The 25,632-nt window shown below is 62.7% G+C and carries 15 protein-coding genes, 2 tRNA genes and 4 pseudogenes; 7 read left to right on the top strand and 14 right to left on the bottom strand.

Features of this window, described 5'->3' with window-relative positions; all coding sequences use genetic code 11:
• The first annotated feature begins 328 nt into the window (after window positions 1–328).
• Entirely contained in the window at window positions 329–688 is a 360-nt protein-coding gene (locus tag ACZ5UM_RS07930) for a MerR family transcriptional regulator (RefSeq protein ID WP_273379394.1), read from the top strand.
• Window positions 685–1,488 (top strand): SDR family NAD(P)-dependent oxidoreductase, encoded by an 804-nt coding sequence (locus tag ACZ5UM_RS07925; RefSeq protein ID WP_464848024.1) that lies wholly within the window; start codon window positions 685–687, stop codon window positions 1,486–1,488. Before ACZ5UM_RS07930 ends, ACZ5UM_RS07925 begins: the two co-directional genes overlap by 4 nt.
• 91 nt (window positions 1,489–1,579) lie before the next feature.
• On the opposite strand, the gene ACZ5UM_RS07920 is transcribed toward ACZ5UM_RS07925, so the two are convergent.
• The 5 genes and pseudogenes from ACZ5UM_RS07920 to ACZ5UM_RS07900 form a co-directional block, all read right to left on the bottom strand.
• A tRNA-Ile gene (locus tag ACZ5UM_RS07920) sits at window positions 1,580–1,655 on the bottom strand.
• Window positions 1,656–1,744: 89 nt separating this feature from the next.
• A tRNA-Asn gene (locus tag ACZ5UM_RS07915) sits at window positions 1,745–1,819 on the bottom strand.
• Between the two features lie 255 nt (window positions 1,820–2,074).
• Window positions 2,075–2,943 (bottom strand): annotated as a pseudogene (locus tag ACZ5UM_RS07910) (UPF0236 family transposase-like protein).
• An 88-nt stretch (window positions 2,944–3,031) separates the two neighbouring features.
• Window positions 3,032–4,159, bottom strand: a complete 1,128-nt coding sequence (locus tag ACZ5UM_RS07905; protein ID WP_083766174.1) for an IS256 family transposase — start codon at window positions 4,157–4,159, stop codon at window positions 3,032–3,034.
• 263 nt (window positions 4,160–4,422) lie between these two features.
• Window positions 4,423–4,791, bottom strand: a pseudogene (locus tag ACZ5UM_RS07900) (UPF0236 family transposase-like protein); the annotation flags it as partial.
• Between the two features lie 382 nt (window positions 4,792–5,173).
• On the opposite strand from ACZ5UM_RS07900, the gene ACZ5UM_RS07895 reads away from it, so the two are divergent.
• From ACZ5UM_RS07895 to ACZ5UM_RS07875, 5 genes and pseudogenes are all read left to right on the top strand, one after another.
• Window positions 5,174–5,470, top strand: coding sequence for a transposase (locus ACZ5UM_RS07895; RefSeq protein ID WP_464848022.1), 297 nt, complete (start codon window positions 5,174–5,176; stop codon window positions 5,468–5,470).
• 101 nt (window positions 5,471–5,571) lie between these two features.
• Window positions 5,572–6,794, top strand: a pseudogene (locus ACZ5UM_RS07890) (IS256 family transposase).
• A 175-nt stretch (window positions 6,795–6,969) separates the two neighbouring features.
• A pseudogene (locus tag ACZ5UM_RS07885) lies at window positions 6,970–7,272 on the top strand (integrase core domain-containing protein); the annotation flags it as partial.
• Between the two features lie 277 nt (window positions 7,273–7,549).
• Complete coding sequence (locus ACZ5UM_RS07880) at window positions 7,550–8,722, top strand: TRM11 family SAM-dependent methyltransferase (RefSeq protein WP_464848021.1); 1,173 nt, start codon at window positions 7,550–7,552, stop codon at window positions 8,720–8,722.
• Window positions 8,719–10,302 carry a TRM11 family SAM-dependent methyltransferase gene (locus tag ACZ5UM_RS07875; RefSeq protein WP_464848020.1) on the top strand — a complete coding sequence of 528 codons (1,584 nt, stop codon included), beginning with the start codon at window positions 8,719–8,721 and terminating at the stop codon, window positions 10,300–10,302. The genes ACZ5UM_RS07880 and ACZ5UM_RS07875 overlap by 4 nt, the downstream gene beginning before the upstream one ends.
• 1,512 nt (window positions 10,303–11,814) lie before the next feature.
• On the opposite strand, the gene aceA is transcribed toward ACZ5UM_RS07875, so the two are convergent.
• The 9 genes from aceA to ACZ5UM_RS07830 all read right to left on the bottom strand — a co-directional run bounded on the left by aceA (window position 11,815) and on the right by ACZ5UM_RS07830 (window position 25,298).
• On the bottom strand, window positions 11,815–13,107 hold the full coding sequence (aceA, locus tag ACZ5UM_RS07870; protein WP_464848019.1) for an isocitrate lyase: 1,293 nt from the start codon (window positions 13,105–13,107) through the stop codon (window positions 11,815–11,817).
• Between the two features lie 21 nt (window positions 13,108–13,128).
• Complete coding sequence (gene aceB, locus ACZ5UM_RS07865; RefSeq protein WP_464848018.1) at window positions 13,129–14,721, bottom strand: malate synthase A; 1,593 nt, start codon at window positions 14,719–14,721, stop codon at window positions 13,129–13,131.
• A gap of 321 nt (window positions 14,722–15,042) precedes the next feature.
• A complete protein-coding gene (locus ACZ5UM_RS07860) occupies window positions 15,043–15,885 on the bottom strand; it encodes an ABC transporter permease (RefSeq protein WP_464848017.1) in 843 nt (280 codons plus the stop codon).
• A gap of 24 nt (window positions 15,886–15,909) precedes the next feature.
• A complete protein-coding gene (locus ACZ5UM_RS07855; protein WP_464848016.1) occupies window positions 15,910–17,013 on the bottom strand; it encodes an ABC transporter substrate-binding protein in 1,104 nt (367 codons plus the stop codon).
• A gap of 32 nt (window positions 17,014–17,045) precedes the next feature.
• Complete coding sequence (locus ACZ5UM_RS07850) at window positions 17,046–18,254, bottom strand: quaternary amine ABC transporter ATP-binding protein (RefSeq protein ID WP_464848014.1); 1,209 nt, start codon at window positions 18,252–18,254, stop codon at window positions 17,046–17,048.
• Window positions 18,255–18,529: 275 nt separating this feature from the next.
• A complete protein-coding gene (gene rpoD / locus ACZ5UM_RS07845) occupies window positions 18,530–19,696 on the bottom strand; it encodes an RNA polymerase sigma factor RpoD (protein WP_464848012.1) in 1,167 nt (388 codons plus the stop codon).
• A gap of 28 nt (window positions 19,697–19,724) precedes the next feature.
• Window positions 19,725–21,596 carry a DNA primase gene (gene dnaG, locus ACZ5UM_RS07840; protein ID WP_464848011.1) on the bottom strand — a complete coding sequence of 624 codons (1,872 nt, stop codon included), beginning with the start codon at window positions 21,594–21,596 and terminating at the stop codon, window positions 19,725–19,727.
• A 209-nt stretch (window positions 21,597–21,805) separates the two neighbouring features.
• Window positions 21,806–24,484 carry a pyruvate, phosphate dikinase gene (ppdK, locus tag ACZ5UM_RS07835; protein ID WP_464848010.1) on the bottom strand — a complete coding sequence of 893 codons (2,679 nt, stop codon included), beginning with the start codon at window positions 24,482–24,484 and terminating at the stop codon, window positions 21,806–21,808.
• Window positions 24,477–25,298 (bottom strand): pyruvate, water dikinase regulatory protein, encoded by an 822-nt coding sequence (locus ACZ5UM_RS07830; protein ID WP_464848009.1) that lies wholly within the window; start codon window positions 25,296–25,298, stop codon window positions 24,477–24,479. Before ACZ5UM_RS07830 ends, ppdK begins: the two co-directional genes overlap by 8 nt.
• Window positions 25,299–25,632: the final 334 nt, after the last annotated feature.

Here is a 25,632-nt window from a genome sequence, read left to right as displayed (position 1 = left end):
CCCTCCCCCGCCGCCGCCGATCCGGCGGCGGCTGTTCCGCGCCAGTTGGCTCTGCTCTGAAACGTTCTACCGCCGGACGCCAGTTCCCTCCCCGCCGAGATCCGTGTGCCAGACGTCCTGGATCGCGCGAGTCCGCGACTCAGCAGGCTCACCCGGGTCGACTGCCGGACTCTGCCGGCGGTGCGGGCGTCCCGTGCGTGGTGTAACGGCATCCCCCGTCGGGCGGCGGTGTCGCCGCGTTGTGCAGATCCCCTCGGGTTTTGCAGATCCCCCTTGACCCTGACACCCATGTCAGGGTTTACAATACCCCCCGGGAGGTTCAAATGAGATGCGTATCGGCGAGCTGGCTAGGCGGACCGGCGTGAGCATCCGGTCCTTGCGCTACTACGACAACATGGGCCTTCTGGGCGCCCAACGCCTCGAGAACGGCTACCGGGAGTTCGACGAAAGCGCCGTGAGGCGGGTGCAGGAGATCAGTGCACTCCTCGAGGTCGGGTTCACCGTGAAGGAGATCCAACAGATTGCCCACTGCCTGGGCGATCCGGTTCACGGCCACCAGCTGTGTGAGGTGGCCCGCAACATGTACCGTGACAAGCTGAATGAAATTCGCAACCGCATCCTGCAGCTCGAAAAGATCAGCTCACGCATCGCCGTCAGGATCGCGGGGGAAGGGGATGAGACCGCATGAGCGCCTCGGACGTCGCCGCCAGCGTGTCCAACGCGCCGGCAAGGAGAGGGAACCAGGAGCTTCAAGGGTTTGTCGTGATCGTGACCGGAGGCGGCACCGGCATCGGGCGCGCCACGGCGCTCGCCTGCGCACGCCGGGGTGCGAAGGTGCTCATCACAGGGAGGCGTCCTGAGCCGCTGCGGGAGACCGAGGCCGCTGCGCCGGGCATCCGGGGCGTCACGGCCGATGTGACCGTCGCATCGGACGCCCGGCGTGTTGTCGAGGAAGCCGCAAAGCTCTGGGGCCGGATCGACGTCGTGGTGAACAACGCAGGAATGTTCGCCTCCGGTCCGTTCGAGAAGGTCGGCGCGGAAACCGCCGCCCAGCTCTTCGCCACCAACGTCTTCGGCCCCATCAACCTCGTCAGGGAAGCGCTCCCGTGGCTCAAGGAGAGCCGCGGAGCGATCATCAACGTCTCCAGCACCTACGGGCACAAGGCGGCCGCCAACGTTGCCCACTACGCGGCGAGCAAGGCGGCGCTCGATCACCTCACCCGTTGCTGGGCCCTGGAACTGGCGCCCTACGGGATCCGCGTCAACGCCGTCGCCCCCGGGCCGACGGAAACGCCCATCTTGTCGAGATCAGGGCTGCCGGAAGATGTGGTGGCGTCCATCAAAGAAGCGGAGAAGAGGCAGATCCCCCTTGGCCGCCGGGGCGAACCCGACGATGTGGCAGCCTGGATCGTCGCCCTCGCCGCGCCCGGTTCGCACTGGCTGACCGGCCAGGTGATCGGCGTGGACGGCGGCCTGAGTCTCGCCTGACCAGTACGGCTCCATCCTGCCCGGAGGCGCGACGTGGCCCGGGGACTGCTGAAACAGTCTCCGGGCCACGCCCTCTCCCCCTGGATTCCTCTGGTGGGCCCTGTAGGATTCGAACCTACGACCAACCGGTTATGAGCCGGCAGCTCTGACCGCTGAGCTAAGGGCCCGCATAGAGCATTTTACGCGACGGGGAGGCGTTTCACAAGATCGCCCCGGCGGACATGCAAAAACAGGCGGTTTCCCGCCTGCACATACCTGGCTCCGGCGGTAGGATTCGAACCTACGACCCTCCGGTTAACAGCCGGACGCTCTACCGCTGAGCTACGCCGGAATCAGCACCGGTAGTATTCTACCCGGATACATGCCTAAAGTCAACAAGCAATTCATGGGGGGGTCTGTCAAGTGAAAGTGGGTACATCGCACTTCCAAAAGTGTTCTGTATGATTTTGGTTCATGAATTGGCGCCGAATGCGTCTGTTGCCTCTTCTACTTGGTGAAGCCGGCGGCCGCCCTCAGCATCCGAGAGTATCCGCCACTGGCGTTCCGACCGGCATACAAGATCGGCATGCGCCCGTGGCGGACTCCTTCAATACCCCGCCCCACGGTCTCCACGACCCGGTTCCGCACCTTTTCCCGAACTGCAGCCAGTGATTCGAGTCCCAGCTGGCGTTCCACCATCTCCACGGCCCCACGCAAAGTGCCGTGAAAATAGGCGGCCAGCACGTGCATCATCGCCTTCAAGCCTCTCGGACCAGCTCCGGCCGACCTTCCGCAGCCGTGCTGAGTACCGCTCCACCGCCCCTTCCGCTGCACCCAGGCCGCGTAACCCTTCCACGCTGACGCCCCGCTCTTGAAGTCGGACGCGGTAGTCCCGTATCGACTCCGGCATCGTCCTGAGGTCGGCCACCAGCCTGCGGATCTCTCCACGACGCTTCGAGTCGGTCTCAGCAACACGCGCTTCCTCCAGTACCGCCAGCAATCCTCCGGCGTCGTTTGTCTCCAGCGCAGCGTTCGCTCGTTCCAGGAGCCGGGGCTGGTGGCGCAGCACGTCCCGTTGATGATCACCCACGTGTCGCTGAGATCGTACTCCCTCTCCAGAAACTCGCTCAACTGCTCCCAGCTGTCCCGTCCGCTGTCGGGAATGAAATCGCGGCGGTTTACCAGCCTGTACTCCGTACCAGCCGGGGTTCGCTCTACCCAACCCTCATGAATCACGAACAGCCGCACTTCCGCCTTCTTGCCGCGCTGACGACCCGGCCAGAATCCATCCGCCTCGATGTACAGGAAGCGGACTTTGCGGGTCCCCCCTTCGGTCACCTGCCGCTGCTTCTGCGCTGCCGCAAGGGCCATTCCCGTCTCGATGCTCCACTGCCGGATCGCCTCGTGGCTGACGTAAACCTGACAGTCCCGCCGCCCCAGCTCTGCTGCCGCACCCCGAAACGATCCGGCCGTCACTGCAGCTTCAACCGCATCTGCCCTGATCGATTCACTCAGGCGACGTCCCAGCCGCCGTGGAATTTCGTGGCGGCCTTTTTCTTCGTTTTTAGGCCGTTTGCACGGCGCTGGATGCTTCTGGAGCGGCGTGTCTGCTTAGGGCTTCCGACAGCATTGGGAGCTGGCGGTATCCCTTGATGCGCCGGAAGCCCTTCTCCGCTTCCAGGAGGCCCGCGGCAGTCCAGCGCAGCACCTGCTGGCCGTTCCGCCAGCGCTTGACGTTGCGGCTAGCCATCCGTACCTTCTCGAAGGCGGACTCGATGGGGTTCGTGGAACGGAGAGTCTTGCGCAGCGCCTCGGGCAGTTCCAGCCGCAGGACGGTCAGGGTCTCCTCGAGCCCCTCGCGCAGGCTGGCGGCGGCGCCCGGATACTTGTCGTCCAGGGTCTTGGCCAGGCTGGTGAGAGCAGTCCGGGCCTTCTCGTAGTCCGTCTCCCTCCAGGCTTGCTCCAGCTTGCGGCTGACCCACGCGCGAGCCTCGTCCGGCAGGTGGTCCAGCACGTTGCGCTTTTTGTGAACTTGGCATCGCTGCACGGTCGCCCTGGCACCCAGCACGTCCCGCACGGCAGCCCTGAGGGCCTTGGCCCCATCTATCACCACCAGGATGCCTCCGTCCACCCGCAGGCCGCGTTCCACCAGGTCTGTTAGCAGGGCGCGACAGACGGTTGCGTTCTCGGTAGCCCCTTCCCAGAGGCCGAGGATCTGCTTTTGCCCGTCGTCCGTGATCCCCAGTGCGACCACCACGGTGTGGTCTGCGACTTCGATCCCGTCCAGCATCAGCACCAGGTAGCGCTGATCACCAAGCGGCCTCGCCAGCAGCTCAGCCAGTGCCTTGCGTGTGGCCGCCACGAAGTGCCGGCTTACGCTGCTCTTGGACGTAGCCACGGCCGGCAGATCGTCGCCCACCGGCTCCAGGCCATGATGGTAGCGCCGAGTGGAGAGGCCATGAAGCATCCGTTCCAGGGCGGCCTGCGTCAGCAACTGCTCATCCTGGAAGGCTTCGTAGCTCGAGAGCCTGACCTCCTGTCCGTCCTTCGTCCGCACCCGAGGCCGCTGGATGGGTACCTTCCGTCCCCCCAGCACCACCCGCCCCTCCTCGGCACCGTGCCGAAAAGCCTTTCGATTGGGGTTGTGCTTGCCCTTGGGGCCGACGATGGCCGTCACCTCTGCCTCCATCATGGAGCGCAGTACGTCAAGCCCCACAGCGACGGCCAGGGCCAGCAGACCCTCCTTGGCTGCTCCCATGAGGGCATGCAGCGTCACCTGCACCTGCTGGGGCAACCAGGGCTGTTTGTCCACCTCCAGCATCTGGCGCTTCTTGGTCTTCCCGTGGTACACTGACATCAGTGGCGGCAACCTCCTTCCTACTGTCCACCCCCGTTATACCAAACGGGGCTTGAGGGCCGCCACTTTGAATTTCCACGATTTCCGGGACAACGCCGTTCACTCACCCGCTGCCGCTTTGCGATCTGCAACACCTCATCCAGCAGAAAGACAAAGCACTTTTCCTCCTGGTCCCAGTAGTAGCGGCGCTTGAATGTGATCGGGCCAAACTTGGTCATGAGGGTGCGGGACCGCATCTCTTTGAGCACATACCGCTGGGCGTCCCGGTTTTCATACAGCAAAGTGTCCACCCGCGAGAGTGCCTCAACCAGCACTTCGCGGAAACACTCCACTACCTGCTGCCAAACACCACTTTCAAGTTCCTCAAAGGAAAAGCCGTTGTCTGCACGAATCTCAACCATGACGAGAGATGACCCTCCCTGTGTTGGTGTTTGTTTCCCAGCAACAACACTTTTGGAAGGAGCCATCTCTCGTCCTGCTTTTTCTAGCAGAAATGTTGTGGCCTACCCACGAAAACTTTACTCACACTGCCACGTCTCCCTGATTCCAGAGACATCTCCTTTGGGCAACACCATATAACGAACGCGCGATCCCGGAACTAAAGTTCGAGTTTCTTCTGCACAACAGAAGGAGACCGTAAGAGGATGGGAGAAAATCCTATCTCAGTCAGCTGCGCCCATTAGTGCGGCCAATTCGCTCTTATGGCGGCGAGCCAGCCAGCGAACAGCTATTCTTGTCACATGAACACTTAGAGACGTGGAGGCCACCCCTCTGTGTCAACATAGGTGAGACAGCGGTGGGGAACGAATTAGAGTACAAACGGGCGGAGAAAGGTGTAGTGATCCGGGCATGATCGATGAACAGAATGCTTCACCGCAGGAAGCAGGTGCTGCCGGTGGGATCGACGAGCAGACGCATGCGCCGGACCCGGAAGTCGTTGCCAAGCCCGTGACAAGGCGATTCACGGCGGGCGAGAAGGCCCGGATTCTAGCAGAGGCTGATCAGTGTCGTCGTGGCGAGTTGGGGGCACTGTGTCGGCGGGAAGGGATCTACTGGTCCACACTCCGTCGGTGGCGCAAGCAGCGAGAGAGAGCCTTGCAGGAGTGGCTGGCGCCGCAGAAGTTAGAGTCCAAAGTAGTGGTGTAAATTCCCCGGACCTTCCGGTGGGAGGGGCTGCTTGACATAAGTGGCCACCTTTGGGTTCCATGCGAAGTAGGAGCAATACATCGCAAAGGGGGAACCCGCAGGTGACCAACTTTAGGATCGCATTGGAGGAGCTTCTGCGCAAGTCCGGTGTGGACGACGTGGATTTCCTCCGGGAAGGAGTTCGGGTGCTGGCTCAGGGTCTCATGGAACTGGAAGTATCGCAGCAGATTGGCGCTGAGCGGTACGAACGGTCGTCTGAGCGCAGCAACTACCGCAACGGCTATCGGGAACGTCAGTGGGATACGCGGGTCGGGACGATCGATCTGCAGATCCCCAAACTCCGGAAGGGGTCCTACATGCCAAGCTGGCTCGAACCTCGCCGACGGGCCGAGAAGGCCTTGGTGGCTGTGGTTCAGGAGGCTTACATTCAGGGGGTCAGCACCCGGAAGGTAGATGAGTTGGTGCAGGCCCTGGGGATGACCGGCGTGAGCAAGAGCCAGGTCTCCCGGCTTTGCGCCGAGTTGGACGAGGTGGTTGAGGCCTTTCGCAACCGACCGTTGGAAGGGCGCTACCCTTACGTTTGGCTGGATGCCAAGTACGAGAAGGTTCGGGAGAACGGCAGGGTCTCCAGCATGGCCCTGGTGATCGCCATGGGTGTACGAGAGGATGGCGAACGGGAGATTCTGGGGCTAGACGTGGGTCCCAGCGAAGATGGGGCCTTCTGGACCGCGTTTTTGCGGCAGCTGGTCGCTCGGGGCCTCAAGGGCTGCTTCTGGTGATCAGTGATAACCACGTCGGTCTGCGTGAAGCGATCCGAACCGTGTTCAGTGGCGCCAGCTGGCAGCGCTGCCGGGTTCACTTCATGCGGAATCTGCTCGGCTATGTGCCCAAGAACCTGCAGTCCATGGTGTCGGCTGCTGTGAGGACCATCTTCGCACAGCCGGACCAGCAGGCAGCGAAGTCTCAGCTAGCCGTTGTGGTCGAGAACCTGCGGAAACAGTTCCCCCGGGCGGCCCAACTGCTGGAAGATGCCGAGGAGGACATTCTGGCTTACATGGCCTTCCCGACTGAGCACTGGCGGCGACTGCACTCCACGAACCCCCTGGAACGGCTCAACAGAGAGATCGGCCGGCGGACGGAGATCGTGGGCATCTTCCCCAACAGAGAAGCTCTGATCCGCCTGGCCGGAGCCGTCATGATCGAGCAGCAGGAAGAGTGGATGACCGCCCCACGAAGATACTTCAGCCAGGCGTCCATGGCGAAACTGTACGCCCATGACCCGAGCCTCGGCCGTCCTGAACTTTTGCCGCTGAGTGCCGACTAGAGCAACTACAATGCTGGAACCCGATTTACACCACTTGACGGGACTTGATCGAAGCAGGCGGAGACAATCATCGAGGTGCAAAAAAAAATCTCCGAGATGTTGCTGATTCCTCTGAATCCACCAGCGAGCGACAGCAACGACTGATCGCTGCGGTGGTTGAGCTCGGTGAGGCGACACGCTGAAGTACCGCCCGGACTTTCCAGACCGGTTCGGCTCCATCGAGGATGCCCGATCCTTCTGCCAGGGCTTTTTTACCTGGTACAACAACGAGCACTACCACTCGGGAATCTCGCTGCTGACCCCGCACATGCTGCATTACGGCAAGGCTGAGGAAGTGCTCCAGAAGCGGTCCAAGGTACTTGCGAAGGCTTACGAAGCCCACCCAGAGCGATTCGTGAACAGGCCACCGGCTCATCCGCCGGCTCCCACTGCAGTCTGGATTAACCCCCCGAAAAAGCAGCCGCAAAACAACCCCTAATTTCACCGGTCAACTGTCTCAAACTCGTTGACACGTTCCGCACAGGCTTGCAACGCTGGAGCAGGGATCATCATCGGTTGTCAAAAAGTGTACGGGTACCTTAACATGAGAGCATAGCGATAGATGCGCTCGGAACTTCCAGTCCAGGAACATACCGATCGTTGGGTTGGATCAGATGTTCTGGATAACCCTCTGACATGCCAAGGTATCTGGCACGTCATGTAAACGGTCGGTGGACGTTCTAGTTAGTTCACTAGAGGGAGAGGATAAGTAAGAAATGGCCACAGCAGACAAGGTCCCTTTGGCAGACATTTCCTTTGACATAAGAGAAAAACTACTAAGCGTTGATTGGAACTTCGAAGATAACGGCACACGGAACGGTATCCACAACATCCATCCCTATCCCGCCCGGTTCATCCCACAAATTCCCAGAGAACTAATTCGCCTATTCCACCCAGGTGATGATAGCGCTGTCTTGGACCCGTTTTGCGGATCGGGTACTACCCTCGTGGAAGCCATTATGGCCGGTAAACCGGCCATTGGCATTGACGTAAACCCTCTATCGATATTGATTTCCAAAGTAAAGACGACACCACCGACACGAAATCTTTCTCTCTTGGCCGCACAAGTCGTGGCTCAAGCCAAACGGGAGGCCGCGACCATACCAAGTATACCACGATTAAACCATTGGTTTTTACCGGATGTGCAACAGGCCCTAGCGCGAATCCTGTCCCAACTAGAGCGGATTGATGACCCAACTGCTCGGGATGCATTAAAAGTTGCCCTGTCTCGAATTATGGTGCGCGTCTCTAACCAAGAAAGCGATACACGATATGCATCCGTTAAGAAAGACGTCGACGCTCAGCTCGTCTATGACTTGTTCCTCAAATCGGCAGAACTGGTTGACAAAGCGCTGACCGACACCTATTTTGGGTTGTTCGCGCCAAATCCCAGGTGCACATTATTAAACCGGAATATTCTTGAAGTCCAACCTGATGAAATCGGACGTCGGGTTGGGTTGGTCGTGACTTCCCCTCCGTACCCGAACGCCTACGAATATTGGCTGTATCACAAGTATCGCATGTACTGGCTCGGCATGGACCCAATAGCTGTAAGGCAACAGGAAATCGGTGCACGACCGCATTACTTCAAGAAGAATCCCCAGACTGAAGTGGATTTCGAACGGCAGATGAGCCAGTGTTTTTCTCTGTTATCACGAGTGATGCTACCTAATAGTTTGGCCTGCTTCTTGATTGGTCGTTCCGTCATTCACGGGAAGACGATTGACAACGTTGCATTGCTCGAGCGCGCGGCTGCTCCCCATGGGTTTAGACGCGTTGCTCAGGTCGAACGCAGAATTCCCAGCAAGCGTAAGTCCTTTAATCCCACTAATAGCGCCATTAACGAAGAATGGATAGTTATCTTCTGTCTGGAGGGAAAAACCGGGTGAACTGGTGCCGGCTCGTCTGGGCTGACTATCGTCTGTTTTCCTATGAAAAGGAACTAGCACTTCGTGAAGTACAGACGCTTCTTCCTGGGCCCGTTGAGTTTGTCCATGACGGGCTAAGAGTTCCGTTTTCTCCTCAACATATTAAGACCTTATCAAGGTTGACCTATTTTGCTAAGGCTATCCTACCAGACGGAAATGTGATCATCCCTGATCAAGCCAGACTGGAAGCTTCTGCACGTACCGAACCGACACAGCGAAGTCGTCAGAGCACTCGCTACTCTGCCCACGGTCTTCATGAATATAAGGGCAAGTTCAATCCCCAGGTTGTAAGAGCTATCGCGAACTTGATGAGCTTAGATGAAAATGAGTGGATCTTAGATCCGTTTTGCGGTAGCGGAACCACCCTTCTCGAGGGTGCACATTCTGGGTGGAATGCCGTTGGAACCGATCTCAATCCTCTAGCCATCAAGATTTCCAACGCCAAGATCATGGCTGTGAAGGCTCCGACTGAGACCTTGGAAGCTGCGGCCGAGACTCTGATTGAAGTCCTCTTGTCTTACTCTGCGCAGTGGAATTTTGAGGTTGCCTGGACTCCCGACCAGATTAACACTGTGTTGGGACCTCAGTGGCTCGATCGCCTCCCCAACAAAGAGTATCTGCTGGCCTGGTTTCCGATATCCGTTCTTCCGCAGTTGTCCCTCATACTTGCGGAAATCGACCGGGTGGTTCCACGCGACCTGCGAGAAGTTTTTCAGATAATAGTGAGTGACTTGGTCCGCCAAGTCTCTTTGCAAGACCCAGGCGATCTACGAATCCGTCGTCGCAAAGATGCCAAGGACAACTATCCCGTGATACCGATGTTTCTAGAGGAGTTAAGAGCCAAACTCCTTGCCATCAGCCGTGCAAAGGCTGTAATTGGAACGGGGCGCGGATACCAGCAAGCCTTCCAAGCCGACAACAGGTCGGACCTTCGAAGAGTGGTAAGAAACCTGCCTAGTGAGTTTAAGGGCTTTGATGCCGTCATCACGAGCCCGCCATACGTAAGTGCGCTTCCATATATTGACACTCAACGCTTGAGTTTGGCTATCTTGGGCCTTATTAGCTCCAGAGAAATCATGTCACTGGAGCGCGCGCTGACAGGAACCCGAGAAATAGCGGATCGCCAACGCAAAGAGCTTGAAGCAAGGATCGCTACAAATCCCGATCAACATCTCCCGAAGAGCGTCGTGGACTTGTGCAGACAAATGCTGTCACTAAGCTACCTGCCAGGCAATGGGTTCAGGCGTCAAAATGTTCCGGCGCTTACGTACGCATATTTCGTTGATATGGCTAAGATGTTCCGTAATGTCCTTGAGGTGACAAGGAAAGGCGCCGTGTTTGGTCTTGTAGTAGGTTTGAATCGCACCGAACTTGGAGGAGAAAAAATACTAATTGATACTCCGCAATTATTAGCTGACGTAGCCTGCGTCAACGGATGGCGGTTGAAGGAAATCATGCGCCTGGAAACTTACCATCGCTTTGACATGCACAGCAAGAACTCCATCACCCGTGAAAATCTGCTTCTACTAGAAAAGCCGTAATGGTGTGCAAGACAGCCGCTCCAGGGCGGCTGTCTTGGTCATGTTACGGCCCATACCCATACCGATGCTTTGCTCGCTTGGTCGTTAGGTAACTGGCATAGTCCTGGTAGGTTGGATCGGAGGCTGTTATTAGACGAACAACGAAAGAGTAATCTTCATTTTCTGGGGCTCGCTCAATCACCACAAGGGAGTCTGTGCTGAATCCTGGCGGCACGTAACCTCGTATCGTCCCAATGGGCCCGAGTCGGATCCGATGCTCGGGTAAATGGCCAGGCCTTTCCGGTCTAAACCACAACACCACATCGATAAGAATGCCGGAGGGAGGAGTTTGGCTCGTTATTAACCTTCCCTTGGTCCGCCACTCTCGCCTACCAACCTTGCTGGCAGGATTCACCTGATATTTGTCAGGCCATCCCCAAAAAGACGGAAATTGGTCCCGAGCGGACTCTCCCAGATCGGGCTCAAACGTACCAGCTGCAGCGTTAACTAATTTGTTAACGTCGTTATCTGTCAAAGTGCGGACGAAAAACCGGTCCGGCAAGGGGAACGAATTCACAGGGTCCGTATCTTCGGAAGCAAATACAAGATCCTCTTCGGGATCGATTGGGAATGGGATGATCACTTCCTGCCGTGCATTACGGCGTACAGCACTAGGAGGCGCTGTTGGTAGCAGTAAGGACCCTGGCTTTCGAGATTGCCTACGTTCAAGACGACGCCGATTCTTGACTGTACTTTCTAAGACTATGTATCCTGCCTCATAGAGTTGCCTGACATCCTCGTCGCTGGACACCTTGTAGGCGAAATGCGATTGTGTAAGCTCGTCCCAAATTTTGTCTGCTGCTATTAGTAATTCTTTCCCGTACTGGGGTACTTCTGGTCCAAGATCAACGGCCAACGATGCTTCGAAGTTGGTAAGTAATCCGCCTTGCGTTAAGTTTCCTGACCCTACGATAAGCGTGGCACGTTCAGTATCCCCCTCACCGCTTTGGAAAAGGTACAATTTGGGATGGAAAGTCTGCCGATTGTGCTTATAGAACACGGTCAGAGCGCGAGCTCGTTGTAGCAGCAGGAGTAGCGCTTCGACAGTTGTGCCTTTATCGTTGACGCCTACCACCACATCGAGCTCGGCGATATGGGGGCTAATTGCTTCTAACAGCCCCAGTACACCCTCTTGTCTAGCCCAGGCGACCGCTAGACGCAGCCTCCCTCCAGTGTGTTGTTCTGCAGCAGACCTTAGTTCATCGATAAGACGCCTACGGGGACCGAACACCAACCGAACCATCATGTCACTCCCTTTGTAGAAGCATGGGGCTGTTTCGGCAACCATGGTTTGAACTGGTACGTTTCCTATTAGGTTGCAACCTCACGCAATCCTGCTGGACATAGCGGACTGTCAGATGAAAGTCCTGTACGCTGGGTCGTCCTAGGCAAGAAAACCCCGACGGAGTCGTGACGGCACCACTGTCCCTTCACGACTCCATCGGGGTAGTTTACGATGCACATCGGCCAACCTTAATCCGCCACGTTGAACTGCTCCTCCTCCGTCGACCCCCGCATCGCCAGGGTGGAGGAGTGGCCGCCCGAGATCACCTGCGCGACCTCGTCGAAGTAGCCGGTGCCCACCTCCCGCTGGTGCCGGGTGGCGGTGTAGCCCTCCCGCTCCAGCGCGAACTCCTTCTCCTGCAGCCGCACGTAAGCCGTCATGCCCTCGGCCGCGTAGCCCTTCGCCAGCTCGAACATCGAGGCGTTGAGGGCGTGGAAGCCGGCCAGGGTGATGAACTGGAACTTGTACCCCATCGCCCCCAGCTCCCGCTGGAACTTGGCGATCGTCGCGTCGTCCAGGTGCCGCTTCCAGTTGAACGAGGGCGAGCAGTTGTAGGCCAGCAGCTTGTCCGGATACCTGGAGAGGATCCCCTCCGCAAACCGCTTCGCCTCGTCCAGGTCGGGCGTGGCCGTCTCACACCAGATCAGGTCGGCGTAGGGCGCGTAGGCCAGGCCCCGGGAGATGGCGGCCTCGATGCCGTTGCGGACCCGGTAGAACCCCTCCGGCGTGCGCTCGCCGGTGAGGAACTCCCGGTCCCGGGGGTCGATGTCGCTGGTGAGCAGCGTGGCGCCCAGGGAGTCCGTCCGGGCCACGATGATGGTCGGCACGCCCAGGATATCCGCCGCCAGCCGGGCCGCGACCAGCGTCCGGATGTGCTGGCTCGTGGGCACCAGCACCTTGCCGCCCATGTGGCCGCACTTCTTCTCCGAGGAGAGCTGGTCCTCCCAGTGCACGCCGGCGGCGCCGGCCTCGATCATCGCCTTCATCAGCTCAAAGGCGTTCAGCGGCCCGCCGAACCCGGCCTCGGCGTCGGCGACGATCGGGACCATCCAGTCGATGTCGTCCTTGCCCTCGGACCAGGCGATCTGGTCGGCCCGGCGCAGCGCGTTGTTGATGCGCTGCACCACCGCCGGCACCGAGTTGACGGGGTAGAGCGACTGGTCGGGGTACATCTGGCCCGCCAGGTTGGCGTCGGCCGCCACCTGCCAGCCAGAGAGATAGATGGCCTTCAGGCCCGCCTTCACCATCTGCACGGCCTGATTTCCCGTGAGGGCCCCCAGAGCGGGGACGTAGGGTTCCGTGTGCAGGAGATGCCAGAGCTTCTCGGCGGCCCGCCGGGCCAGGGTGTACTCCACCTGGAACGATCCGCGCAGACGCACCACGTCCTCGGCCGTGTACGGCCGCTCCACACCCTTCCAGCGCGGGTTCGTCCTCCACTCCCGCTCCAGCTCTGCCGCCTGCTGGCGAACCTTCTCACGCATCTCGATGACCTCCCCAAGAACCTAGATCAGGTCGTATCCGGGCAGCGTCAGGAACTCCGGGAACTCCTCGGACAGCGCCACCTGCTCGAACAGCTTCCGGGCGGACTGGAAGCGGCCGCAGGTGAAAGCCCGGGATCCCACCTGGCGGTGGATCCGCTCCAGCTCCTCGTCGATCAGCTCCCGCACCAGGGCAGGGGTCACCTTCCTCCCGTCCTGCAGGGTCGCCCCCTGGCGCAGCCACTGCCACACCTGCGAACGGGAGATCTCGGCCGTGGCGGCGTCCTCCATCAGGTTGTGGATCGCCGCCGCCCCCACGCCCCGAAGCCACGACTCGATATACTGGATCCCCACGTTGATGTTGAGCCGGAGCCCTTCCTCGGTGATCGCCCCCGGCGTGGCCGCGAAGTTCAGCAGGTCCTGGGCGGTGACCCGGACGTCCGGGCGCTGCCGGTCGATCTGGTTGGGCCGCTCGCCCAGCACCTCGTCGAAGACGGCGGTGGCCACGGGCACCAGGTCGGGGTGGGCCACCCACGTGCCGTCGAAGCCGTCGCCCGCCTCCCGCTCCTTGTCCTGCCGCACCTTCTCCAGGGCGACCGCGTTCACGCGCGGGTCCCGCCGGCTGGGGATGAACGCCGCCATGCCGCCCATGGCGAACGTGCCGCGGCGGTGGCAGGTCTTCACCAGCAGCTCGGTGTAGGCCCGCATGAAGGGAACCGTCATCGTGACCGCGCTGCGGTCGGGGAAGCGGACCTCGGGCCGGTTCCGGAACTTCTTGATGCAGCTGAAGATATAGTCCCAGCGCCCCGCGTTGAGGCCCGCCGAGTGCTCCCTCAGCTCCCAGAGGATCTCATCCATCTCGAAGGCGGCGAGGATCGTCTCGATCAGCACCGTCGCCTTGATCGTCCCGCGGGGGATGTCCAGGTAGTCCTGGGCGAAGCAGAAGACATCGTTCCAGAGCCGCGCCTCCAGGTGGCTCTCCAGCTTGGGCAGGTAGAAGTACGGCCCGGTGCCCTTCTCCAGCAGCCGCCGGACGTTGTGGAAGAAGTACAGGCCGAAGTCCACCAGGCTGCCCGAGGCGGGTTCACCGTCGATGACGATGTGCCGCTCAGGCAGGTGCCAGCCCCGGGGCCGCACGAAGAGCGTCGCCACCTTCTCCTTCAGCCGGTAGACCCGGCCGTCGGGGCTGGTGTAGGTGATCGTGCCGCTGACGGCATCGATGAGGTTGATCTGTCCCTCGATGATGTTGGCCCAGGTGGGGGCGTTGGCGTCCTCGAAGTCGGCCATGAACACCCGGGCCCCGGAGTTGAGGGCGTTGATCATCATCTTGCGGTCCACAGGCCCGGTGATCTCCACCCGCCGGTCCGCGAGGTCAGGGGGATACGGCGCCACCTGCCACTCCGACTCGCGGATGTGCCGGGTCTCGGGCAGGAAGTCGGGCCATTCCCCGCGGTCCAGCCGCTCCTGCCGCTGCGCACGCAGCGCGAGCAGCTCCTTCCGCCTGGCTGCAAACCGGCGGTGCAGCTGAACCAGGAACTCCAGCGCTTCGGGGGTAAGCACCTCATCGTAGCGTTCGCCCAGTGCGCCCCGAATCGAAACGCCTTCCAGGGTGAGCATTCGGAATTCCACCGCCCTTCAGCCAGTTTTTCATGGTGTTAGTATAATAAGTTCACTTCTCAACGTCTCCCGGACGGCGGTCAGAGGGCCCAATTCCGCCGCAAGATGCGCGGCGCCGCATGCCTCCCCCCGGCACAGCCGTTCGTGCGCCAAAGCCGGCAGTCTATCGCAGAAAGCCGGCCATTCCGCCGAACCAAACGGGCGCTTGTCGGGATCGAGGCCCGGCCCGGCGGGAACGGGCGATGGACCGCCCGATGGTTCGGCGCGCAGACACGGCGGAGGCGCCGGCCGCTCTGGCCGGCGCCCTCGATCCATGAACCCCTACATCTGCGGCTGGGACTTGGAGAGCCCCTGCGTCACCCGGTCGATGATGATCGCCAGGATGACGATGGAGATTCCACCGGCGAAGCTCCGCCCGGTCTCGATGCGGGCGATGCCGTTCAGCACCTCCGTGCCCAGGCCGGAGGCGCCGATCATCGAGGCGATGACCACCATCGACAGGGCCATCATCACGGTCTGGTTGATGCCCGCCATGATGGTGGGCATGGCCAGCGGCAGCTGCACCTTCAGCAGCATCTGCCGCCCGGTGGTGCCGAAGGCCTTCGCGGCTTCGACCACGTCGGCCGGCACCTGGCGGATGCCCAGGTTGGTCAGGCGGATCGCCGGCGGCACGGCGTAGACGAAGGTGGCCAGCACGGCCGGCACCTTGCCCATGCCAAAGAGCATCAGGATCGGCACCAGGTAGACGAAGCTGGGCAGGGTCTGCATCAGGTCCAGGAGCGGCCGGACGGCCCGCTCCAGCCGGTCGCTGCGGGACATGGCGATGCCGGTGGGGATGGCCACGGCCACCGCCAGCGCGGTGCCGGCGATCACCAGCGTGAGCGTCCGCATGGCGTGGGTCCAGAGGCCGAGCGACCCGATGAAGACGAGGCCGAGGGCCGACCCGAGGGCCAGCTTCCAGCCGGACGTCTTCCACGCCGCCGCCGCCACCACCAGCAGGATGACCCACCAGGGCAGCCACAGCAGGAAGTTCTCGAGCCCGACCAGCGGCTTCAGCAGGACGCGCCCCAGCCAGTCGAAGAACGGCCCGCCGGTCGCCACCAGCCAGTCCACCCCGCGATCCACCCAGTCGGCCAGGGGCAGCTTGTAGCTCTGCGGAAACACGTCAGTTCACCTGCCTTTGCGACACTACAGGCTCACGCCGGCCGCCGACAAGGCCTGCTCCACCTTCTCAGCCACGTCGTCAGGCACCCAGCTCCGCCAGAGATCCTGGTAGTTGGCGAAGAACCACAGGGCGGCCCGATCGGCCTCGACGTTGTTTTCCTCCATGTAGGCCGAAATCTTGTTCAGATCCTCCGTCGGGATCATGAACTTCTCCAGGAACGCGACCACCTCGGGCGCCCGCTCCTTCAGCGAGGGGTGCACGCCCTTGACGACCGGCGCGTCTTCCCAGGCGCAGCCAGCCTCAGGCGGGATCTGATCCATCGGGATCTCCCCGGCCGCGCCCTGGCGCACCAGGGACCAGCACTGCTCGGTGTAGGGCGGCTCCTCCAGCAGGACCATGTCCAGGGCGCCCATCAGCCAGGTGGGCTCCCAATAGTAGGTCAGCAGCGGCTCGCCCCGCTGGTAGGCGCCGGCGATCGCGGCGTCCAGGGCGCCGGAGGTGCCCGGCTCCTGCAGATTGTAGAGGTCAGCCAGCCCGTAGGCGTGCAGCTTCACCCGGTTGACGTTGGCGCAGTCCCAGCCGGTGATGCAGCTGATCAGCCGGCCCTTGCCGGGATCCTCCGGATCAGCGAAAAGCTGAGCGTACCGCTTCAGGTCCTCGACCGACCGGAGGTCGGGCGCCATGGGCTCGATCCCCCGCTCGGGGTCGCCGTGCACCACGTAGGCCGGCACGTACCAGCCCTGAGTGGTGCGGTCCATGACCTTGCCGAGATCGAGCAGCTGGCCCTTCTCGATGACCTCGTTGTACCAGTCGACCATGTTGCCGGTCCAGACCTCCATCGCGACGTCCAGATCGCCCCGGACCAGCGAGAGCTGCATGATCGGGGTGGTGACCTCCACGGTCTCCACCGGGTAGCCGTAACCCTTCTCGATGATGAACCCGGCGATGGCGTTGTTGATCCAGAGCGACTGCCACTGCATGTCGCCCAGGCGGATCGCCTGCTTCTGCCCGCCGGACGGGCCGCCGCCCCCGGCGCTGTCGCCCCCGCCGCCGCAGCCGGCCGCGAACAGGAGCACACCCGCCAGGACGACCGCCGTCAGCATGCGCCATCTATGCTGCTTCCGCATGTTTCAACCTCCCAGATAGACTCGCGTGTGCATCATCCCGCCTGGCGGGGAGCTTCCGCCTCGGTCCTCCCGGCCAGCCCCGCCAGCACCGCAACCCGCGGGATGATCCCCAGCAGCCGCCGATCCTCGTCCAGCACGGCGATGGGCCAGCGGTGGCTCGCGGCGACGGGGATCAGGGCTTCCAGGAGCGTGTCGGGGCGTGTCGTCGGCACGTCCCGGATGATCAGGCTGCTCAGGCTGGTCTCGCCGTGCTGCGCGGCCCCGATGGCCGCCTCCGCCTGGACCAGCCCGACGAGCCGGTGCTCCCGGTCGACGACGAAGACGCTGGACAGGCCCTGCTCCTCCATCAGCTTCAGGGCGGCGCGCGGGCCGTCCCGCCCCACCACGGCCACCCGGGGCTGCTGCATGACCGAGCGGGCCGTCAGCACCCGGCTCCGGTTGACGTCGCGCGTGAACTCGGCCACGTAGTCGTCCACCGGGTGGGTGAGGATCTCCTCCGACGTACCCACCTGCACCACCTGGCCATCCTTCAGGATGGCGATCCGGTCTCCGAGGCGCAGCGCCTCATCCAGATCGTGGGTGATGAAGATGATCGTCTTGTTCAGCCGGGTCTGCAGCTGCAGGAGCTCAGACTGCATCTCCCGCCGGATCAGCGGATCGAGCGCGCTGAACGGCTCGTCCATCAGCAGGATGTCGGGGTCGTTGCACAGGGCGCGGGCGATGCCCACCCGCTGCTGCATCCCGCCGCTCAGCTGGCTGGGGTAGCTCCGCTCCCAGCCCGCCAGCCCCACGGTCTCCAGCCACTTCCGGGCCTTCTCCTCCCGCACCGCCTTCGGCACGCCCTGAACCTCCAGGCCGAAGGCCACGTTCTCCAGCACCGTGCGGTGCGGCAGGAGGCCGAACCGCTGGAAGACCATGGCCATCCGCTTCTGGCGGAGCTCGCGCAGGCCCCGCTCGTCCAGCGCCAGGATGTCCTGCCCTTCCAGCAGGACCTCACCGGCCGTCGGCTCGATCAGCCGGTTCAGGCAGCGCACCAGGGTCGACTTGCCGCTGCCGGAGAGGCCCATGATCACGAAGACCTCTCCCGCCTCGATCGAAAGCGACACATCCAGCAGACCGACCGTGTGGCCCGTCTGCGCCATCACCTGCTCCTTCGTCAGACCCTGGCGGATCAGGGCCATGACCTCCTGGGGCCGGGGGCCGAAGACCTTCGTCAATCCCCGAATCTCGATCAAAGCCATGGTTTCACCCCCGTGAAAACAAAACCGACAACCTGATATTACACTTTAGAGTTGGCAGTTGTCAATTCAGACCGGGCGGCAAGACAGACGAGAACCCCGCCACGCGATGTGGCGGGGCACGGAACACCAAGGCCTTCAGTCCCTTGCTGGAGACTTCCCCACATCCCAACACCCATCAAAAAAGAGCCGGTGTGTACCCGGCCCTTTTTCGCTCTATGTGACCTGCCGCACGAACTCCGGGAGACGCATCCCCGGTCGCCCTTTCGCCAAGTAGGTTATTCGAGATAGTCCTTCAGCTTCTTCGACCGGCTCGGATGGCGCAGCTTCCGCAGGGCCTTGGCCTCGATCTGCCGGATGCGCTCGCGGGTCACGCCGAAGACCTGGCCGACCTCTTCCAGCGTGCGGGCCCGGCCGTCGTCCAGGCCGAACCGCAGGCGGAGCACCTTCTCCTCACGGGGTGTGAGCGACTCCAGGACCTCCTCCAGCTGCTCCTTCAGCAGTGTGAACGAGGCGGCCTCGGCCGGCGCCGGGGCGTCCTGGTCCTCGATGAAGTCGCCCAGGTGCGAGTCCTCCTCCTCGCCGATCGGCGTCTCCAGCGACACCGGCTCCTGCGCGATCTTCTGGATCTCCCGGACCCGCTCCACCGAGATGTCCATGTGCGCGGCGATCTCCTCGGGGGTCGGCTCACGCCCCAGCTCCTGCACGAGCTGGCGGGTGACCCGGATCAGCTTGTTGATCGTCTCGACCATGTGCACCGGGATGCGGATCGTCCGGGCCTGGTCGGCGATCGCACGGGTGATCGCCTGGCGGATCCACCACGTCGCGTAGGTCGAGAACTTGAAGCCCTTCCGGTGGTCAAACTTCTCAACGGCCTTGATCAGCCCGAGGTTGCCCTCCTGAATCAGATCGAGGAACTGCATCCCCCGGCCCACGTAGCGCTTCGCAATCGAAACGACCAGGCGCAGGTTCGCCTCGGCCAGCTTGCGCTTGGCTTCCTCGTCGCCCTGCTCGATGCGCTCGGCGTACATGATCTCCTCTTCCGCGGTGAGCAGGGGCACGCGCCCGATCTCCTTCAGGTACATGCGGACCGGGTCATCGATGGCAATCCCTTCCGGCACCGACAGGTCGAGATCCTCGTCGGCTGCGGCGTCATCATCCGGTTCCACCTCGTCGACGGGCGGAGGTTCCGCAACCTCCAGGGCCTCGACGTCAGCGTCAGGCTCACCCGGCTCCTCCGCCTCGTCGGGGCGGTCGCCCTGAAGCTTGATGCCCGCCTCCGTCAGCCTGTCGAAGATGGCTTCCATCTGCTCAGCGTCCAGCTCCAGCCCCTGGAGGGTGTCGGCCACCTCATCGTAGCTCAGACATCCCTTGCGCTTGCCTTTCGCGATGAGCTGCTTCACCAGTTCGCGGGCGTTCTGCACTTTCGCTTCGTTGGACTCCATGATGACTACCCCCCCTTCCGCAGCCGCCTCAGGATCGGGACGACTTGAGCTTACGCACAAGCGCCATATATTCGTTCCATATGGCCGGGTCCACTCTCTGTTTCGCTGATGCTGCGGCCTTGATCTGGTTCTCCAAGTCCTCTAGTCTCCTCGAATCTCTATGCTTAGTTATCTTCTCGATGCAGTCTGCTGCTTCCTTTTCCGGGTCGGTGGTCAGCATCGGTTTGGCTGCCATTTCGGTGAGGACCCGTCTGGCCTCCGGATCCGACAGCCGATCCAGGAGGCGGGCGATCGCATCTCCCCCCGTCAGGGGATCTCCCTCGGCCAGAAGACGCCGCCACGCAGCGTAGACCTGCTGATGGTGGGGATCCGAGAAGGGCGCCTCTCCCAGGGCCGGCTCGACGAGGCGGAGCAGTCCAGGGTGTTCCAGTAGCAAATACAAGAGCGCCCGCTCAGCCCTCCGCGCCCCCTCCTCCGGCGTGACCGGCGCATGGGGCGAGCGATGACGCGGCGGTCCGGGCGAGGCAGGTTCTCCCGGACCTCTTCTATTATTCCTGGAATCTGGCAGATTATGCTGGAAACCCCGCCGCAGCAGGCGGTTCATCTGGCGGTCGATCGCCAGCTTCAGATCGGGCTTGGCCAGCGGGTTATCGCCTGCAAGCCGGTCGGCGACCTGGTCGACGTACGCCTCCCGCAGCACCTCGTTGCGGACGTCTGCCAGAACCTGGGCCACCGACTCCACCGCCTTGGCCATCTCCTCCGGCGACGGCCGGCCGGTGCGCGGAAGCACCAGATTGAGCCGGAACTCGATCAGCGGAACAGCCTGTTCGATTCGTTCGACGAACGCAGCCCCGCCATGGGTGCGGATGAACTCGTCCGGGTCCTTCCCCTCCGGGAGCTCGAGCACCCGGACGTCGCAGCCGCTGTCGTACAGCTTCTGCAGGCCGCGCAGGGTGGCCATCTGACCGGCGGTGTCCATGTCAAACGCGACGATGACCTGCTGCGCCTGCTGCCGGATGATCCGGGCCTGCTCGTCGGTCAGGGCCGTGCCCAGCGGGGCGACCACGTTCCGGATGCCCGCCTGGTGGGGCATGATGACATCCATGTATCCTTCTACGAGGATCGCCTGATTCCTGGCGCGCATCGCCTCTTTGGCCTGATCCAATCCGAAGAGGACGTGCCGCTTGACGAACAGCGGGGTCTCCGCGGTGTTCTTGTACTTGGCGCCCTCACCGCTGAGGATCCGCCCGCCGAAGCCGATCACCCGGCCGGCCAGGTCGGTGATGGGGAACATGACCCGGTCGAAGAAGGCGTCCATGAAGCCCGCCCCGTCGCGCCGGGGAACGATCAGCCCCGCCTTCTGCAGGATCTGGGGCGGGAAGCGGTCCCGCAGCGCCCGGTAGAGCTGGCCCCGCCCCGGGGCCCACCCGAGCCGGAAGCGCCGGATCGTCTCTTCCGTCAGCCCGCGCCCCAGCAGGTACTGCAGCCCCTCCTCGCCCGCGGGGGAGAAGAGCTGGTGCTGATAAAAGCGGGCCGCCAGGTCCAGCGCGGCATACATGTCGCGCCGCTCGCGGTAGGCCCGCTCCTGCTCCGGCGTCCGCTCCTCCTGCGGCAGGGGGATGCCCGCCCGTTTGGCCAGCTGCACCAGCGCCTCGTAGAAGGTGAGGTGCTCGCGCTCCATCAGGAAGGTGAACACGTCGCCGCTGGCCTTGCAGCCGAAGCAGTGGTAGAACTGTCCGTCGGGGACGACGTGGAAGGAAGGCGTCTTCTCGCTGTGAAACGGGCAGAGTCCCACGTATCGGTTGCCCCTGCGCTCAAGCTTCACGTAGGCCGAGATCACTTCGACGATGTCATTCCTGGCGCGTACCTCGTCCTTGAATGCCTGGTCGAACCGGGCCACCGATTACCACCCCATCGTGCCGGAACACTGCTGCCCCAATAGAAAACCCCTCGGTACCACCGGGCGAACAGGCGTGGGCGAGGGTGTCTGGCGTGCCATCTCCTTTTCGACAATGGCCGGCGCGATTCCTTCCGTATATAAGACGACCCGGCACGCAGTCAGGGTCCGCCTCCCCGCCGGGAAGCGGACCCTGACGCCTTGCGACCTGGTTAGACGGTGCTGGAGGTGGCGCGCTCACCCCTGGCCTTGGCCGCCGCCTGCGCCGCAGCCAGCCGGGCCACGGGCACCCGGTACGGCGAGCAGGAGACGTAGGTCAGGCCGACGCTCTGGAAGAACTCGATGGAGGCCGGATCGCCGCCGTGCTCGCCGCAGACGCCCAGCTTGATGTCGGGCCGGGCCTTGCGCCCGAGCTCGCACGCGATCTCCACCATCTTGCCCACACCCCTGCGGTCGATGGAGACGAAGGGGTTCTCGGGCAGCACCTTCTTCTCGACATACTGCGCCAGGAACTTGCCCTCGGCGTCGTCCCGGGAGAAGCCGAAGGTCGTCTGGGTCAGGTCGTTGGTGCCGAAGGAGAAGAACTGCGCGTGCTCCGCGATCTCGTCGGCCGTCACGGCGGCACGCGGCACCTCGATCATGGTGCCCACCATGTAGTTGAACGTGACGCCGTGCTTCTCCATGACCTCCCGCGCGACCCGGTCGGTCATCTCACGCAGGAATGAGAGCTCGGTGACGATGCTGACCAGCGGGTGCATGATCTCGGGCTCCACCTGCATGCCTTCCTTGTTGCACTGCGCGGCGGCCTCGAAGATCGCCCGGACCTGCATCTCGTAGATCTCGGGGTAGATCATGCCCAGGCGGCAGCCGCGGAAGCCCAGCATCGGGTTCATCTCGGAGAGCGCCCGGACCTTCTTCAGCAGGGCCTCCTTCTCGTGCAGCTCGCGCCCGTTCTCGCCCCGCTCCCGGAGCAGGGCGACCTCGATGGCCAGCTCCTCCTCGTCGGGCAGGAACTCATGCAGCGGCGGATCCAGCAGGCGGATGGTCACCGGATACGGATTCATCGCCTTGAAGATCTCGTAGAAGTCCTCCCGCTGCATCTGCTCGAGCTTCTCCAGCGCCGCCATCCGCTCCTCGAGGGTCTCGGCGAGGATCATCTCGCGCGCCACGGCCATCCGCTCGGGATGGTGGCCGCCCTGGCCAAACATGTGCTCCGTGCGGCAGAGGCCGATGCCCTCGGCGCCGAACTCGCGGGCCCGGGCGGCGTCCGCCGGCGTATCGGCGTTGGCCCGCACGCCCATGGTGCGGATCTCGTCGGCCCAGCTGAGCAGCGTGCGGAACTCGTCGGAGAGCTCGGGATCCACCACCGGGACTTCGCCGAAGATCACGTTGCCGGTGGCGCCGTCGATGGAGATGACGTCGCCTTCCCGGATGACCCGGCCGTTCACGGTGAACTCCCGGGCCTCCAGATCGACCTTGATGGCCTCGCACCCCACGACGCAGGGCTTGCCCATGCCGCGGGAGACGATGGCCGCGTGGGACGTCATGCCGCCGCGGGAGGTGAGGATGCCCTGCGCCACGACCATGCCGTGGATGTCATCCGGCGAGGTCTCGGGCCGCACCAGGATGACCTTCTTGCCCTCCCCGGCGAGCTTGACGGCCCGGTCGGGATCGAAGACGCAGACGCCCGAGGCGGCGCCGGGCGAGGCGGCCAGCCCCTTGGCCAGGATGTCCAGCTTGGCGTTGGGATCGATGGCCGGGTGCAGGATCTTGTTGATCTGCTCGGGATCGACCCGCAGGATCGCCTGCTCCTTCGAGATCTTGCCCTCCTTCACCAGGTCGACGGCGATCTTGATGGAGGCAGTCGGCGTCCGCTTGCCGGCGCGGGTCTGGAGCATGTAGAGCTTGCCCCGCTCCACGGTGAACTCGATATCCTGCATGTCCCTGTAGTGCGACTCCAGCAGCTCGCAGAGCTCAAACAGCTGCTGGTAGACCTCCGGCATCGTCTCCTTCAGGTGCGAGATCGGGTACGGGGTGCGGATGCCCGCGACCACGTCCTCGCCCTGGGCGTTGGGCAGGTACTCGCCGTAAAACTCCTTGGCGCCGGAGTTGGGGTTGCGGGTGAAGCAGACGCCCGTGGCGGAGTCGTCGCCCATGTTGCCGAAGGCCATGGTCTGCACGTTGACGGCCGTGCCCAGGGTGTCGGGAATCTTGTTGATGCGCCGGTAGACCTGCGCCCGGGGGTTGTCCCACGAGTTGAACACGGCGCGGATGGCCGCCATCAGCTGCTCGCGGGGATCCATCGGGAAGGGCTGGCCGGTGTGCTTCTCCACGACCGCCTTGTACTCGGGCACGATCGCCTTGAAGTGCTCGGCCTGCAGCTCAATGTCCTGGGTGAACCCGTTGCGCCGCTTGTGCTCCTCCAGGATGGACTCGAAGTGGTGCAGTTCGATGCCGAGCACCACGTTGGAGAACATCTGAATGAAGCGACGGTACGAATCCCAGGCGAACCGCTCGTTGCCGGTCAGCTCCGCCAGGGCCGTGACGGTCTCGTCGTTCAGGCCCAGGTTGAGCACCGTGTCCATCATGCCCGGCATCGAGACGGGCGCGCCGGACCGGACCGACACCAGCAGGGGATTGCGCACGTCGCCGAACTTCTTGCCCGTCCTCTGCTCCAGCGCGGCCAGGGCCGCGTCGACCTGTTCGATCACCTCGGGCGAAATGCTCTTGGTCTTCTGGTACTCCAGACAGGCCTCGGTGGTGATCGTAAAGCCCGGAGGCACCGGCAGCCCGATGTTGGTCATCTCCGCCAGATTGGCGCCCTTGCCGCCCAACAGCATCCGCATGTCTGCCCGGCCCTCGTCGAATAGATACACCCACTTCCTAGTCACCGAAATTCACCCCTCGGTTGATGATTTCCAGGACCCGGACTGCCGTCTCTTCAACCGCCTTGTTCGTGACATCAATCACCGCGCAACCGACCTTCTTGAAGACCGACTCGGCGTAGTCCAGCTCCTGGAGTATTCTCTCCATGCTTGAATAGTTTGCGTCTGATCTGAGGCCGATGGTCTTGATGCGCTCCTCGCGGATCTGATGCAGCTTCTCGGGGCTGACCCGCAGGCCAACCACCTTGTGGGGCGGGACGAGGAAGAGCTCCTTGGGCAGGCTGACCTCTGGCACCAGCGGCAGATTCGCCACCTTGTACCGCCGGTGGGCGAGGTACATCGACACCGGAGTCTTGGAAGAACGGGAGACACCGATCAGCACGGCATCGGCCCGCAGGAAGCCGCGGGGATCCTTGCCGTCGTCGTACTTCACCGCGAATTCCACCGCCTCGATGCGGCGGAAGTAGTCATCATCCAAGCGGTGCATGCGTCCGGGCTCAAGCTTCTCGGGCGGCCCGAGCAGCCGGGTCATGCCGTCGAGCATGGGCCCCATAATGTCCACAGCGGGTATATCCCACATGTCAACCAGCCGCTGGAGCTCGCTGCGGATCTCAGGGACGATGATCGTGTAGACAATCAGGGTGGGCTGCTGACGAGCTGCATCTATCACCTCCCGGAGGGATCGGGCATCGTCGATCATGGGGAACCTGCGGATTTCAACGCCCCGCTGGCCGTACTGGGCCAGCGCCGCGCGGGTGACCAGATCGGCCGTCTCGCCGACGGAATCGGAAACGATGAAGATGACCGGCTTCGCGCCCATCTGCGCCCTCCCTGCTTGTTCCCAAATGCACATCCGACGCCGTTTTTGTACATTCGTTTATAAATTTCGCCCGCGAATCCGCCTCTCCTGCCCCCGCGCCGGGGGCCCGGGGGCCCCCAGGCTCATGATGTTTTCAATCGGAGTTCAAGAGAGCGTCTATCGCCTCCGGCGCCCCGTGAGCCCCGGCGCCACAAGGGCTCCGGGGATCCGGAGTTCCGGGTCCGGGAGCCCGTCGTGGCACCGGTGCCGCGCAGGGCCCGGGACGGGGCCGCAGGGGATCCGGGCCGCGCAGGACCCGGCCCTGCGCCGGTGCCGGGGGCGGCGGGCGACCCCG

This window comes from Symbiobacterium ostreiconchae (assembly GCF_055396975.1).
This window is presented reverse-complemented; position numbering and strand designations above follow the sequence as displayed.

Excerpts from the sequence above, each read along its gene's own strand:
- ACZ5UM_RS07930 (WP_273379394.1), top strand. The coding sequence starts at position 329 with ATGCGTATCGGCGAGCTGGCTAGGCGGACCGGCGTGAGCATCCGGTCC.
- ACZ5UM_RS07925 (WP_464848024.1), top strand. The coding sequence starts at position 685 with ATGAGCGCCTCGGACGTCGCCGCCAGCGTGTCCAACGCGCCGGCAAGG.
- ACZ5UM_RS07905 (WP_083766174.1), bottom strand. The coding sequence starts at position 4,159 with ATGATGGAGGCAGAGGTGACGGCCATCGTCGGCCCCAAGGGCAAGCAC.
- ACZ5UM_RS07895 (WP_464848022.1), top strand. The coding sequence starts at position 5,174 with ATGATCGATGAACAGAATGCTTCACCGCAGGAAGCAGGTGCTGCCGGT.
- ACZ5UM_RS07880 (WP_464848021.1), top strand. The coding sequence starts at position 7,550 with ATGGCCACAGCAGACAAGGTCCCTTTGGCAGACATTTCCTTTGACATA.
- aceA (WP_464848019.1), bottom strand. The coding sequence starts at position 13,107 with ATGCGTGAGAAGGTTCGCCAGCAGGCGGCAGAGCTGGAGCGGGAGTGG.
- aceB (WP_464848018.1), bottom strand. The coding sequence starts at position 14,721 with ATGCTCACCCTGGAAGGCGTTTCGATTCGGGGCGCACTGGGCGAACGC.
- ACZ5UM_RS07855 (WP_464848016.1), bottom strand. The coding sequence starts at position 17,013 with ATGCGGAAGCAGCATAGATGGCGCATGCTGACGGCGGTCGTCCTGGCG.
- ACZ5UM_RS07850 (WP_464848014.1), bottom strand. The coding sequence starts at position 18,254 with ATGGCTTTGATCGAGATTCGGGGATTGACGAAGGTCTTCGGCCCCCGG.
- rpoD (WP_464848012.1), bottom strand. The coding sequence starts at position 19,696 with ATGGAGTCCAACGAAGCGAAAGTGCAGAACGCCCGCGAACTGGTGAAG.
- ACZ5UM_RS07830 (WP_464848009.1), bottom strand. The coding sequence starts at position 25,298 with ATGGGCGCGAAGCCGGTCATCTTCATCGTTTCCGATTCCGTCGGCGAG.